Origin of the sequence: Actinoplanes sp. NPDC048967 (assembly GCF_040649415.1) — a bacterium.
Taxonomy (GTDB): Bacteria; Actinomycetota; Actinomycetes; order Mycobacteriales; family Micromonosporaceae; genus Actinoplanes.
Genome location: NZ_JBEZFL010000012.1, coordinates 67,002 through 80,744, shown reverse-complemented (window position 1 = coordinate 80,744; position 13,743 = coordinate 67,002). Strand labels below are relative to the sequence as shown.

The 13,743-nt window shown below is 69.9% G+C and carries 11 protein-coding genes; 8 read left to right on the top strand and 3 right to left on the bottom strand.

The annotated features are described in order from the left end of the window. Positions 1-14 precede the first annotated feature (14 nt). Positions 15-2,819 (bottom strand): TIM-barrel domain-containing protein, encoded by a 2,805-nt coding sequence (locus tag AB0C12_RS38500; RefSeq protein WP_360555525.1) that lies wholly within the window; start codon positions 2,817-2,819, stop codon positions 15-17. 195 nt (positions 2,820-3,014) lie between these two features. Here AB0C12_RS38500 and AB0C12_RS38495 point away from each other — a divergent pair, with 195 nt between their 5' ends. Next, positions 3,015-4,979 carry a methyl-accepting chemotaxis protein gene (locus AB0C12_RS38495; protein ID WP_360555524.1) on the top strand — a complete coding sequence of 655 codons (1,965 nt, stop codon included), beginning with the start codon at positions 3,015-3,017 and terminating at the stop codon, positions 4,977-4,979. A gap of 19 nt (positions 4,980-4,998) precedes the next feature. Here AB0C12_RS38495 and AB0C12_RS38490 read toward each other — a convergent pair whose 3' ends face one another. Next, positions 4,999-5,706: a Clp protease N-terminal domain-containing protein gene (locus AB0C12_RS38490; RefSeq protein WP_360555522.1), complete on the bottom strand. Its 708-nt coding sequence runs from the start codon at positions 5,704-5,706 to the stop codon at positions 4,999-5,001. Between the two features lie 126 nt (positions 5,707-5,832). On the opposite strand from AB0C12_RS38490, the gene AB0C12_RS38485 reads away from it, so the two are divergent. The 3 genes from AB0C12_RS38485 to AB0C12_RS38475 all read left to right on the top strand — a co-directional run bounded on the left by AB0C12_RS38485 (position 5,833) and on the right by AB0C12_RS38475 (position 8,587). Beyond that, the gene (locus AB0C12_RS38485; protein ID WP_360555521.1) at positions 5,833-6,969 is read left to right on the top strand and encodes a serine hydrolase domain-containing protein; all 1,137 of its coding nucleotides are present in this window, start codon (positions 5,833-5,835) and stop codon (positions 6,967-6,969) included. A 4-nt stretch (positions 6,970-6,973) separates the two neighbouring features. After that, positions 6,974-7,651, top strand: a complete 678-nt coding sequence (locus AB0C12_RS38480; RefSeq protein WP_360555520.1) for a helix-turn-helix domain-containing protein — start codon at positions 6,974-6,976, stop codon at positions 7,649-7,651. Between the two features lie 129 nt (positions 7,652-7,780). Further along, a complete protein-coding gene (locus tag AB0C12_RS38475; protein WP_360555519.1) occupies positions 7,781-8,587 on the top strand; it encodes an aldo/keto reductase in 807 nt (268 codons plus the stop codon). A 9-nt stretch (positions 8,588-8,596) separates the two neighbouring features. On the opposite strand, the gene AB0C12_RS38470 is transcribed toward AB0C12_RS38475, so the two are convergent. Then, positions 8,597-9,421 carry a DeoR/GlpR family DNA-binding transcription regulator gene (locus AB0C12_RS38470; RefSeq protein WP_360555517.1) on the bottom strand — a complete coding sequence of 275 codons (825 nt, stop codon included), beginning with the start codon at positions 9,419-9,421 and terminating at the stop codon, positions 8,597-8,599. Positions 9,422-9,715: 294 nt separating this feature from the next. Here AB0C12_RS38470 and AB0C12_RS38465 point away from each other — a divergent pair, with 294 nt between their 5' ends. Genes AB0C12_RS38465 through AB0C12_RS38450 form a run of 4 tightly spaced genes read left to right on the top strand, consistent with a single transcriptional unit; the run spans position 9,716 to position 13,743 of the window. Further along, entirely contained in the window at positions 9,716-11,005 is a 1,290-nt protein-coding gene (locus AB0C12_RS38465; protein WP_360555516.1) for a sugar ABC transporter substrate-binding protein, read from the top strand. A 53-nt stretch (positions 11,006-11,058) separates the two neighbouring features. After that, entirely contained in the window at positions 11,059-11,994 is a 936-nt protein-coding gene (locus tag AB0C12_RS38460; protein WP_360555515.1) for a sugar ABC transporter permease, read from the top strand. 5 nt (positions 11,995-11,999) lie between these two features. Then, on the top strand, positions 12,000-12,842 hold the full coding sequence (locus AB0C12_RS38455) for a carbohydrate ABC transporter permease (RefSeq protein WP_360555514.1): 843 nt from the start codon (positions 12,000-12,002) through the stop codon (positions 12,840-12,842). A 37-nt stretch (positions 12,843-12,879) separates the two neighbouring features. Further along, positions 12,880-13,743, top strand: coding sequence for a ketose-bisphosphate aldolase (locus AB0C12_RS38450; RefSeq protein ID WP_360555512.1), 864 nt, complete (start codon positions 12,880-12,882; stop codon positions 13,741-13,743).

Below are 13,743 nucleotides of genomic sequence, written 5' to 3'. Positions count from 1 at the left end.
CTGCTCTGCCTCGGTTACGGCCGGGATGCTCCGGAACGGACGAAGACCGGCATGGTGTCCAGCGTCGTGGTGACCGCGGCGGTGGTGCCGCCCGCGTACCGCTTGCCGGTGAAGTAGTCCGTCCAGGTGCTGCCGGGCGGGAACCACACCGTCGTGGCGGCGGTCGTCCCCGGCGTGGTCACCGGGGCGACCAGCAGGTCCGGGCCGTACAGGTACTGGCTGCCGGCCGTCGCGTAGGCCTCCTGCTCGCCCGGGTAGGCCAGGTACATCGGCCGGACGATGGGGGTGCCGGTGCGGGTGGCCTCAGCCGCCGCCGCGTACGTGTAGGGCTGGATCTTCTTGCGCAGGTTGAGGAACTTCCTGGCCGAGGCGTTCGCGGCCGGGCCGTACTGCCAGGGCAACCGGTCGCTGTGGTTGGAGTGCAGGCGGTCGATCGGCTGGAACGTGCCCAGCTGGACCCAGCGGGCGTACAGGTCGTCGGGCAGTTTGGTGCTGCCCGGCTCACTGCCCGGCTCCTGGAGCCCGCCGGTGTGCCCGCCGATGTCGTGGCTGACCGCGGCCAGCCCGGTCGCCGCCGACTCGCCCGGGGTGTAGCCGACCTCGAACCGCAGGGTCTCCCAGTTCGAGATGGTGTCGCCGGTGAAGTGCAGCGTGGTCCGCTTGTCGGCCCACGGCCCGGTCGGCACGGGGCCCGGGTTGCCGTAGCCGCCGGCCTGCAACGACCCGTACGCCCGGGAGAAGGCGAAGCCGGTCTTGTCGGCGTACTGCTGGTTGATCCAGGCGTCCGGGGTGACGCCGGCCAGGGTGGACCGGGAGCTGTCGCAGCACCAGTCCAGCCACCAGAAGTCGACGCCCGCGGCGCCCATCTGGTCGTGCAGCCACAGGTACGCCCTCAGCTGGTCGGGGTCACCGAAGTCGAACACGTAGCAGTCGGGGCCGCCGTTGCAGCCGACCTTCTGCAGTTTGCCCCGGGCCAGCTGCTGCGCCCGCGGGAACGCCGGGTCGGAGCCGAGGATGCTCGGGTGGATGTTCAGTCCGGTGTGCACGCCCCGGGAGCGCAGCCCGGCGGCGAACGCCTTCCAGTCGGGGAACCGGGTGGCATCGATCGACCAGCCGTTCCACTTGTCCGGCGCCTTGAAGTCGGTGTCCACGACGAGCACGTCCAGCGGCACACCCTCACGGGCGAACCGCGACACCAGCCCCTGGAACTCGGTCGCCGTCCGGTCGTAGTACTCCGAGTACCAGACGCCGTACGCCCAGCGGGGCAGCAGCTTGGTCGGCCCGGTCAGCGTGGACAGCTCACGCAGCCCGCGGCGGTAGTCCTGGCCGTACGCGAAGACGTACCCGTCCTGCCCGGCGGTCCGGCGCTGCGTGACGGTGCCGGTGGCCGGGCGGTGGAGCGCCGACGCCGAGTCGTCGAGCAGCGACCAGCCGTCCTGGTAGAGCAGCCCGCCGTAGGTGCGCGCGCCGCCGTTGACGTTGTCCAGCCCGCGACGGTAACCGCCGAGCGGCGCGTGCGGGGCGAGCAGCGGTGCGCCCTTCGTGGTGACCGCGACGGTGTCCACGTTGACGTTGCAGCTCTGCTCGGTGGGGCAGCCGAGCGCCACCGTGTTCGTGCCGGCCCGCAGTGAGACCAGGACCGACGCGGTACGCCAGTAGTCCCACCCGCTGGTCGGCGGCAGCGTCATCGTGGCCGGCGCGGTGTCATCGGCCGTCACCGCCATCGTCCGCGTCTGGACAGGCTGGTTGCCGGCCTGACCGTTGGCGTAGCGCACCTGCACCCGGTAGTCACCCGCGGCCGGCACACCGGTCACGGTGAGGGCGACTCCCGCCCCGGCCCGTTCCAGCCCGGCCACGAAACCCTGGCCGGAGTAGCCGTTGTGGTCGTCGGCGAGCCGGGCGCCGCCGGTCAGGCCGCCCAGGTCGGCCTCGCACGCCGCGCCGAACGCGCAGGGCTGCGGGACGGCCGGCGTGGGTGCGGGGTACGCCGCACCCGGCGCGAGCACGGCCAGGCTGTCGATGTTGACATTGCCGGAGTCGGTCGCCGTCCGCACGAGGCCGACCTCGTGCCGGCCGGCCGGCAGATCCAGCGGTACGGCGGCGAGCGCCCAGGTGTCCCAGTTGGCGGTCGGCGGCAGGCTCAACGTCCCGGCCGCGACACCGTCAACTGTGACAGTCAGAGTGCGGGCGACGTTCTGGCCGTCCCCGCCGGTGCTGTTGGCATAGCGGACGGTGAGCTGCTGGGTGCCCGCCGCCGCGGGGGTGACGGCGAAGGCGAGCGAGTTGCCCGTGCCCTCGAAACCGGCCACGAATCCCCGGCCGGTGTAGTCGCGGTGGTCGGTGGCCGCGCTCAGGCCGTTGAGCGCGAGCGCCTCGGCCTCGCACAGGACGCCGGGGGCACAGTCGGGGGCGCCGAGCCCGGCCCAGGGTGCGGCGGTCACGGTCTGGCGGCCGGCTTTCAGGCGTACGGTCAGATTGTCGGCGGTGAACGGCCCGGCACCGACCCGGTAGCGCAGGGTGGTCGCGCCCGTGTCGATGGTCAGCCAGCCGTGCGAGACCCGCTTGGTGAACCGGACCGGCCGGAAGTCGTCGCGGCCGATCACGTTGAAGGTGTCCCCGTCGGTGAACCGGCCGCCGGGGGCGTACTCGGTTCTGATCAGGGTCGGGGAGAGCACCTGGAAGCGGGCGTTCCCCGAGACGACGGTTTGCGGCTTTCCGGCGGTGGCTCCGGCCGGGGCCGGCGCGGTCAGCGCCGCGCCCCCCGTCACCAGAGCCAGGAGGGTCGCGACGGCGACCCGCCGGCGAACAGGATTGCGCACCAGACGCTCCATCGGTAGGGAGTGAGATATCTCGATGACAACGGTGTCACCCGGCGTGACCGAGGTCAATGGATCATGCACGGTCGTGCCCTTCCGGCCGCCGGCCTCCGCCGGGACCGGCTCAGTTCCCGGCGTCCGGTGCCGATCTGGCCTGGGTAGTGCGAATCCGGTCAGTCGGTCCCAGAAGGAGCGTCGGTGCGCCGTCCTCGATTCACGATCAAAGTGCGGGTTGTCGCCAGTATGGTGCTGGTCCTGGTGATCTCCATGCTGGCGGTCGTCTCGTACATCACCGGCCGTAACGCCGCCGACGCCCGGAGGGCGGGCTTCGCCTATGCCGAGGAGGTGGCCGGGCGCAACGCCGCTGAGGTGCAGCAGCAGCTCGCGACCGGACTGGGAACCGCGCGCGACATGGCCCAGGTGCTGCAGGCCACCGCCGCGTCCGGTGGTGATCGACGTACGGTGAACGCCCAGCTGCAAGCGGTTCTCAGCGTGCACCCCGAATACCTCGGTACGTGGACGGGGTGGGAGCCCAACGCGTTCGACAACCGGGATGCCGCCTTCCGCAAGGCTGACGCCGGGCACGACGCGAGCGGACGGCTGGTGCCGTACTGGTTCCGTGACAACGGCAAGATCAGCCTGGCCCCGCTGGTGGACTACGAGAAGCCCGGTGCCGGTGACTACTACCTGATCGCCAGGAACAGTGGGGCCGAGAAGGTCATCGAGCCCTACGCCTACAACGTGGGTGGTCAGGACATCCTGATGACGTCGGTGGCCGTGCCGGTCGAGCGGAGCGGCAAGGTCGTGGGTGTCGCCGGCATCGACATGGCTCTCACCAGCCTGCAGGAGCTCGTCGCGGGCATCAGGCCCTTCGGCACCGGCCGGGCCGTGCTGCTCAGCACCGCCGGAGCTGTGGTCGCCGGCGGGGACCCGGCGGCCGCCGGCAAGCCCGCGGACCGGAGCCTCGTCGAGCTGGCGACCGGTGCCGTCCGAGCGGGCCGCCCCGAGCAACGGGTCTCCGGCGACGGTGAGGAGATGCTGGAGATCGCCGCCCCGGTGCGGCTGGGCCGCAGCGACACCTGGTCACTGGTCGTCTCCGTGCCGACCGCCACCGTGCTGGCCGACGCCTACGCCACCCGCCGGGTCAGCATCATGCTCGCGGTCGCGGCCGTCCTGCTGGCCGCGCTGGCCGCTTTCGCGGTGGCCCGCACCATCGTGCGCCCGATCGAGCGGCTCCGCGATCGCATGATCGAGATCGCGGACGGCGACGGCGACCTGACCCAGCGGGTCAAGGCCGACCGCGATGACGAGGCGGGTCAGCTGGCGGAGGCCTTCAACCGGTTCGTCGACAAGGTCGTCAGCACCATCCGCGGCATCGCGGGGACCGCTGTCACCCTCACGGCCGCCGCGGCGGAGCTGACCGACGTGAGCACCCGGCTGCGCAGCAGCGCGGCGGACGTGTCCGACAAAGCCGGCACGGCGAGCTCCGCCAGCGAGCAGGTCAACGCCGGTGTGCAGTCCATCGCGGCCGGCGCCGAGCAGATGAGTGCCTCCATCGCCGAGATCGCCTCCAACGCCACCCAGGCGGCCCAGGTGGCAGCACAGGCGATGGTCGCCGCGGACACCACCAACGCGCAGGTCGCCGAGCTCGGCACGGCCAGCGCCGAGATCGGCGACGTGGTCAAGCTGATCACCAGCATCGCCGAGCAGACCAACCTCCTGGCGCTCAACGCCACCATCGAGGCCGCCCGGGCCGGGGAACTCGGCAAGGGCTTCGCGGTCGTCGCCGGAGAGGTCAAGGACCTGGCCCAGCAGACCGCCAAGGCCACCGAGCAGATCACCGCCCGCATCGGCGCGATCCAGACCTCCAGCGGCTCGGCGGCGACGACCATCGGCGACATCGCCCAGGTGATCACCCGGATCGGGGACTACACCACCACCATCGCGTCGGCGGTGGAGGAGCAGACCGCCACGACCGCCGAGATGACCCGCACCGTCACCGAGGCGGCCGCCAGCAGCGGGGACGTGGCTCAGACCGTGTCCGGGGTGGCCGAGGGCGCCTCGGCCACCGCCGACGGCGCCCGGGCCACCCAGCGGGCAGCCGGCGACCTGGCCGGACTCGCCGGCGAGCTCACCAAGCTGGTCAACACGTTCCGTTACTGACGGCCGGGGCGCTGCGGCGCTATGCCGGATCGGCGGTGATGAACGCCTCGGCGGTGGCCTTGTCGACGCCGAGGCCGGCGAGGACGCCCGTGCCGTCCTCGAGCTCCAGCAGCGCGAGCAGGATGTGCTCGGTGCCCACGTGGTTGTGGTTCAGCCGCAGGGCCTCCCGGAAGGTCAGCTCCAGGCCTTTCTTGGCGTGGGCGTCGAACGGGATGAGTGCGGGCACGGGATCGGCCGCCGCCGGCACCGTCGCGGTGGTGGTCTGCCGGACGCTGTCCAGCGACACGCCCTGCGCGACGATCGCCCGCGCGCCGAGCGCGGCCGGGTCGGCCACCAGGCCGAGCACCAGATGAGCCACGCTGATCTGGCTGTTGCTCCTGGAGCGGGCCTCTTCCTGCGCCGTCACGACGACCTTCCGGGCGCGGTCGGTGAAGCGGCTGAATCCCTGGCTGGCGTCCAGGTCCGGCGCCTCGCCCTTGGGGACGAACCGCTTCTGGGCGGCCTGCTTGCTGACCCCCATGCTGCGGCCGATCTCGGTCCAGGAGGCGCCGGAGCGGCGCGCCTGGTCGACGAAGTGGCCGATCAGGTGGTCCGCCACGTCACCGAGGTGATCGGCGGCCAGCACCGCGTCGGAGAGCTGGTCCAGGGCGGTGGAGTGGGTCTTCTTGATGGCCTCGATCAGGTCGTCGAGCCGGACCGAGGCGGTAACGGGTTCGGGAGTCGTCATGCCGTCAACCATAGGTTGACGCGCTCGGTGACGTCAACCCAAGGTTGACGAATGGTCGACTCCAGTCGGATCGGCTGCTACTTTAGGAACATGTTCCTAAAGTCGAGCAGAGAAGAGACCGCAGCCATGGATGACGTGCCGGCTGTTGACCCGAACCTGAAGTCCGCGTTGGACCGGGTGCATCGCGCCGGCCTGCCGGGCGTGTTCGCCGAAGTGCGTCACGGCAGCGCGATCTGGCGCGGCGCCTCGGGGACCGCCGACCTCAGCACCGGCCGCCCCGTCGAGCCCGGCCTGCGGCACCGCGTCGGCAGCCTGACCAAGACGTTCACCGCCGTTGCCGTCCTCCGGCTGGTCGAGCGGGGCCGGATCGGGCTCGACGCGCCGATCGGTGGATACCTGCCCGAGCTGGTGCCGGGGGAGCGCGGCCGCCGGATCACCGTACGGATGCTGCTGAACCACACCAGCGGCTTGCCCGAATACCTGCCGTACGCGTTCCCGTCCCTGCGGCCCTCGCCGTCCGGTCCCTCGGGCGACAGCCTGGACGACAACCAGTTCCGGCAGTTCGCACCCACCGAGCTGATCATGATGGGCGTGACGGCACCCCCGGCCGGCGAGCCGGGAAGCACTCCGGGGACGTACTCGAACGCCAACTACCTGCTGCTCGGCCAGCTGCTGGAGCAGGTGACCGGCACCCCGGCGGAGGAGTACATCACCCGGGACGTCATCGAGCGCGCCGGCCTGCGGCACACCGATTTCCCCACCGGTACGCGCATCGAGGGCCCGCACTCACGGATGTACGAGGCACTGTTCGGCCTCATCGACCCGCCCCGCGACTACAGCGTCTACGACATGTCCTGGGTGTCGACCGGCGCCGGCCTGACCTCGACCGTGGCCGACCTCAACCGCTTCTACCGCCTGCTGCTCGGCGGCGAGCTGCTCCAGCCGTCCTCCCTGGCCGAGATGCAGCGCACCGTGCCGGTCATCAGCCAGACCGGCGAACCCGTCACGTACGGCCTCGGCCTGCACAAGTTCACGCAGCCCGGTGCCGGCACACTGTGGGGCCACGACGGCACGGTCTGGGGCGCCGGCACGATGTCCCGGCACAGCGCCGACGGCAAGCGCCAGCTGACGGTCGCGGTCAACCTCGCGCGGTGGAACCGGATGGACTCCTCCGGCAGACCGCAGCCGCACCCAATCGACGAGGCGCTGACCGCCTTCCACGGGGAGGCGATGTGCGGTGTCGCGCCCGGGGCAGTTAGATGAGGTGGTGTCCCCATCCGCCGCACCGCAGGGCCGTACCGGCCGGCCGCCGGTGACCTCCCGGGCGCAGATCCTGGCCTCGGCCCGGCAGCTCATCGACCAGGACGGCTGGGAGAAGCTGACGATCCGCCGGCTGGCCGCCGAGCTCGGCATCGGCGCCACCACGCTCTACCACCACGTCCGGGACAAGGAGGAGCTGCTGCTCCTGCTGCTCAACGCGTACGCCGAGCAGATCCCGCGGCCGGAGCCGACCGGTGAGCCGGGGGACCGCATCGTCGCCGCCGCGACAGCGCTGCACGACGGCCTCGCGGCCTGGCCGTGGGCCGCGGAAGTGCTCACCGCGGACGGGTTCGTCGGCCTCCTCGGGGAGTCCGCCCTGGAGCTGGTCGAGACCATCGTGGCCGGGGCCGTCGACTACGGGTGCACGCCGGCTCACGCCGTCGACCTCTTCCGTGGCATCTGGTACTACACGGTCGGCGAGATCCTCGTGCGCAGCCACTCCGATCGCCGCCGCCCCGGCGACGACCGGCCCCGGTACACCGACATCGATTTCGGCAGGTTCGACGCGTCCCGGCTGCCGCACCTGGCCGCCATCGGTGAGCGATGGCCGGGCCTGGCCGCCCGCAACACCTACCCCGAGGGTCTCCGCGCGTTCGTCGGCGGTTTCCTCGAGAAGGCGCGCTGAGCCGATGACGGTCGTCGAACGGCTGGCCGGGGCGTCCGGATCGGGCTGGGGCTGGCCGCCGTCGGCCGCCCGGGTTACATCAACCTCGGCCGCGAGGCGGACCTGCCGGCCGGGCGGACCGTCGAGGCGATGCGGGCCCGGGCCCACGAGCTGCTCGATCAGGCGTACGCGGCCGGCGTCCGGTACGTCGACGTCGCCCGCTCGTACGGGCGGGCCGAGGAGTTCCTGGCCCAGTGGCTGCGGGCCCGGCCGGACGCGGACGACGTCGTGGTCGGCAGCAAGTGGGGTTACACCTACGTCGCCGGGTGGCGGGTCGACGCCGACGCGCACGAGCTCAAGGACCACAGTGTCGCCACCTTCGACCGGCAGCTGGGGGAGTCCCGGGCACTGCTGGGCGACCGTCTCGACCTGTACCAGATCCACTCGGTCACCCCGGACAGCCCGGCATTGCACGATGAGGTCCTGCACCGCCGGTTGGCCGATCTCGCCGCCGAGGGCACGCTGATCGGGTTGTCGACCAGTGGTCCCGCGCAGGCCGAGGCGATCCGCGCCGCGCTCGGCGTCCGGGTCGGCGGACGCCCGCTGTTCCGCAGCGTGCAGGCGACGTGGAATCCGCTGGAGCCCAGCGCCGGCCCGGCGCTCGCCGAGGCGCACGACGCGGGATGTCTGGTGATCGTGAAGGAGGCGCTGGCCAACGGCCGCCTCGCCGGAGCCGGAAATCTCGCCTCCGGTGGCGCGCCGGCCGACGCGGTGGCGCTGGCGGCGGCGTTGCAGCGGCCGTGGGCGACAGTCGTGCTGTCCGGGGCGGTGACCGGCGACCAGCTGGCGTCGAACCTCCGCGCGCAGACGCTCACTGTGGACCCGGCTAGGTGGCAGGGCCTGGCGGTGCCCGGCGCCCGCTACTGGCACGAGCGGTCGCAGCTGCCCTGGGCCTGAAACCGGGCCTCAGGCGGCGCTCCGGGCCGCCGGAGTGATCAGCTCCACCTCGTTCGCGGCCAGGGCCTCCCGCAGGTCGGCCGGCGGTGCGGTGTCGGTGATCAGGTAGTCGGCCGCGCCCAGCTCGGAGACCTGCGCGAACAGCCGGCGGCTGAACTTGGAGGAGTCGGCCAGGATCGCCACCCGGGCCGCGCGGGAGATCATCTCCTGCATCATCGCCGCCTCGGCCAGGTTGCTGGTCGTGTAGCCGGCCTCGGCGGAGACCGCGCCGACGCCGATCAGCGCCAGGTCGCAGCTGATGTCGAGCTCGGCGCCGCCGTTGGCCCGGAAGCTGACCGGCCCGATGGTGGCCAGGGTGAGGGTGCGTACCGCGCCGCCGAAGACGTAGATGTCGCGGACCGCGGTCGGTGGCAGCGCGCCGGGCAGCAGCAGATTGTTCGTCGCCACCGTCAGGTCGCGGTGCTGGCCCAGGTTGCGGGCGACCGCGAGGGTGGTCGTCCCGCCGTTGATCATGATGGTCGAGCCGTCCTGGACCAGGGCCGCGGCCAGCGCCGCGATCTTCTCCTTCTCCTGCTCCATCAGGGCGAGCCGCTGATCGACGGCGCGGTCGGTCCGCGAGATCGTGGACAGGCTGACCGCGCCGCCGTACGTGCGCACGAGCACCCCGTCGGCACTCAGCTGGTCGAGGTCACGCCGCACGGTGTCGATGGAGACCCCGAACCGCTCGGCCAGCTCGCCGACCGTGACCTGACCGGTGTCGGCGACGTACGCGGCCAGCTGAGCCTTGCGTCCGGCGGGCAGATGCCGCTGCCGCTCGTCCTTGTCGACGCTCACTGCTTCCCCTTCATCAGTGCGGCAGTATGCCACAACCGTGCGAACACCACGCGCATCGCTGCGTAGAGCGGCGAAGAGCCGCAAGGGAGGGCACTGTCTCTCGGAAGGGCGCTCTTTGCTGCCCGTCTCCAGCTCAACGCCGTCTCGTCAACCCCGCACTTCTGCCGCATGACGCAACAGTATGCCGTAGTCCGCAGTTTTCTGCTGTTCTTGTCTTGTCCTCATCTGTAACACGCTGCTAACGTGGCGCCAACACAGCAGAGAACAGAAAGACCTCGATAGAAGGAGTTCGCCATGGCTCTCGGTGCAACCCGGCTCAAGCGAGTGATAGCGGCGGCCACCGCCGCCTCGCTGGTCGCCTTCATGGCGGCGTGCGGTTCAGGCGACTCGGAGGACGCCGGCTCGGGAGGCACCGTGACGCTGGAGTTCGCCCAGTGGTGGGGAGCCGAGCTGCCGGCCGGGGACTTCGACAAGATCATCTCCGACTTCACGGCGCAGAACCCGACCATCAAGGTCAAGCTGCTCAGCGCGCCGTACGCGTCGACCAAGCAGCAGCTGGTCACCGGCGCGGCGTCCAAGACGCTGCCCGACGTGGTCGGCCTGGACGGCGCCTGGGTCAACGACTTCGCCAAGCAGGGCGCCATCACCGACATGTCCGAGCTGATGACCGACGCGAGCTACGACGCCTCCCAGCTGGCCAGCCAGGTGCAGATCAAGGGCAAGACGTACATGATCCCGGTGGTCAACTTCGTCTACCCGCTGTTCGTCAACAAGGACCTGCTCACCAAGGCCGGCGTCAGCAAGGTGCCCACCACCCGCACCGAGTTCCTGGACGCGGCCAAGAAGATCAGCGCCACCGGCGGCAACGTCAAGGGCTGGGCGCTCCCGCTCGACACCGCCGTCCCCAACGGCATCCAGAACGACGTCATGTCCTGGCTCTGGGCCTCCGGCGGCAGCATGCTGGCCGACGGCAAGCCGGCCCTGACCAGCCCGCAGGTCAAGAGCACGGTGGAGTACGTCAAGAGCCTGAACGACGCCGGTGTCATCGCCCCCGGCTCGCTCACCATGAAGGAACAGGACAAGGTCGAGAAGTTCACCAACGGCCAGGTCGGCATGATGATCGACTCGCTCGCGCACATCAACCTGATCAAGAAGAACAAGCCGGACCTCAAGTTCGAGGTGGCGGCTCTGCCGGCCGAGGACGGCTACACCGGCAAGCGCGGCATCCCGTACGCGTCCTGGGGGATCGGTATCTCGAACTCCACCAAGCACAAGGCCGAGGCGTTCAAGCTGGTCTCGTACCTGATGAGCCAGGAGACCAACGCGAAGCTGAGCACCATCGCGAACGGCTTCCCCGGCAACAAGAACGCCAAGCCCGACTTCGGCACCAGTGACCCGATGTTCAAGACCGCCTTCGACATCTACCAGCAGGGCTACCCGGCCAACGAGTTCGTCGGCCTGCCCAAGTCCGAGGACCTGATGCGCAGCTTCGACGAGCAGTTGCAGCTCGTGCTCACCGGCAAGGCGAGTGTCGACGACGCCCTCGCCAAGTCGCAGGAGTCCTGGTCGTCGGTGATCGAGTAGCTCGCCCGGATGCCGCGCCGGGACCGGCGCGGCATCCGATCAAGGAGACAGCCATGACATTGACCGCACCGGAAACCGCGGCGCCGGCCGAGCCGGCCGCCCCGGGCCGGCCCCGCTCTTCCTTGACCCGGCGACTGGTCCCGTACGGCTATCTGTCCCCCACGGTGCTGCTGATCGTGGTCCTGATGGTGGTCCCCATCGTCATGGTGATCGGCTACTCGTTCCGGGACAACGTGATCGTGCAGGACAACTCGGTGTTCGCCGGGCTGGTCAACTACACCAAGGTGCTCACCGACCCGGACTTCCTGGTCGCGATGAAGAACACCGCGATCTTCATCTCGGTCAGCACCGCGGCTCACCTGGTGCTGGGTCTGGCCTTCGCGATGATGCTCAACACCAACCTGCTCAGCGGGGTCACCAAGGCGGTCTTCCGGATCGTCTACATCCTGCCCTGGCTGTTCACCATCGCGGTGATCGCCGTCATCTGGCGGCTGCTGCTCGACCCGTCCGGCGTGGTCAACTACGTGCTCCAGACGCTGGGCTTCGTGCACGAGGGCGTGGACTGGCTGGGCAGCCCGACCACGGCGCTGTGGGCGGTGACCTTCGCCAACATCTGGTCCGGCTACCCGTTCTTCATGATCAGCCTGCTGGCCGGGCTGCAGGGTATCTCCGCCGACCTGTACGAGGCGGCCGCCGTGGACGGCACCAACTGGCTCCAGCGCTTCGTGCACGTGACGCTGCCCCAGCTGCGGCCGGTGATCATCAGCATGGCCGTGCTGGACCTGATCTGGACCTCCCAGCAGTTCGCGCTGATCTGGATGATGACCGGTGGCGGGCCGCTGAACAGCACCGAGATGCTCAGCACCTACACCTACAAGCAGGCCTTCAGCGAGTACGAGTTCGCGACCGCGTCGGCCGCCGCCGTGGTCGTCCTGCTCATCACGATGGTGCTGGCCTTCTTCTACGTACGCTCGCAAAGGGAGCGGTGAGGCTGATGGCCACCGTCAAGACCCGGCGCACCCTCGCGAAGGCCGGTGTCGTCACCGGGCTCGTCATCGGCGCGCTCTTCGCCGGCCTGCCGGTCCTGTGGATGCTCTCCACCTCGTTCAAGAGCAACGGGGACGTCTTCCAGAACCCGCCGAAGCTCATCACCGACAGCTTCTCGTTCGACGCCTACCGGGAGATCCTGGGCAACGGCGCCCAGCTGCGGTTCTTCCTCAACAGCTACATCGTCGCCCTGGCCGTGACCGCCCTGACCCTGCTGGTCGCGCTGCTGGCCGGGTACGCGTTCAGCCGCTTCACGTTCCCGCTGCAGAAGACCATCAACGCGGTGATCGTCAGCGTCCAGGCGGTGCCGCCGATCACGCTCGTCATCCCGTACTTCGGGCTGGTCGTGGCGCTCGGGCTCTACAACACCTATCCCGGCCTGATCCTCACCCACATGGTGTTCACCCTGCCGTACGCGATCATCATGATCACCGCGTACCTGAACACGCTGCCGCGGGAGCTGGACGAGTCCGTCAAGGTCGACGGCGGCACGAGCTGGACCGCACTGTGGCGGATCCTCGTGCCGGTCTCGGTGCCCGGTCTCATCGCGGTCGGGGTCTACACGTTCATGATCTCGTGGAACGAGTATCTGTTCGCGCTCACGCTGACCCGCACCGACGACATGCGCACGGTGCCCATCGGCATCCAGCTGCTCATGGGCCAGCACTCGTACGAGTGGAACCAGATGATGGCGATGAGCATCCTCGGGTCCGTCCCCGTGCTGGTCCTCTTCCTGCTCTTCCAGCGGCGCTTCATCGGCGGCCTCACCGCCGGCGCCGTAAAAGCCTGACACCCCCTCTCGCAATGCCAAAGGAGATACACCGGACATGCTGACGACCGGCAAGGCGATCCTGGACGTCGCCAACGAGCACAGCTTCGCCGTGCCCGCCTTCAACATCAGCGACTGGGCGATGTTCCAGGGGATCGTGGAGATCAGCGAGGAGACCGACGCGCCGCTGATCGTGGCGATCCACCCCGACGAGGTGAAGCACATCGGCCGCGAGATGATCACCGGCATCATCCAGCGGTCGCACCACGCGAGCGTGCCGATCGCCATCCACTGGGACCACGGCGGCACCTACGAGCAGATCCTGCAGGCGGCCCAGTACGGCTTCACCTCCGTGATGATCGACGGCTCGCTGCTGCCGTTCGACGAGAACGTCGCGCTCACCCGCAAGGTCACCGAGTCGGCCCACGCCCTGGGCCTGTCGGTGGAGGGCGAGCTCGGCACGATCGGCGCGAACGACAGCTACGCCGAGGCGGGCGCCGCCACCATCATCTACACCGACCCCGACGACGCGGTCACCTTCGTCGAGCAGACCGGCGTGGACAGCCTCGCCATCGCCATCGGCACGTACCACGGCTTCTTCCCGGCCCACCTGAAGCCGGAGCTGAAGCTGGACCTGCTCAAGGAGATCAAGGGCCGGGTCGGGATCCCGCTGGTGCTGCACGGCGGCTCCAACAATCCCGACGACGAGATCGCCGAGGCCGCCCGGACCGGCATCAACAAGATCAATATCTCCACCGACATCAAGGTCGCCTACCACAACAAGATGCGCGAGGTGCTGGGCAACGACCCGAAGGTGCGCGAGCCCAACGCCATCCAGCCCGCGTGCATCGACGCCATGAAGGTCGTCGCCGCCCAGAAGATCGAGCTGTTCGGCGCCGCCGGCAAGGGCTCCCTCTACTGA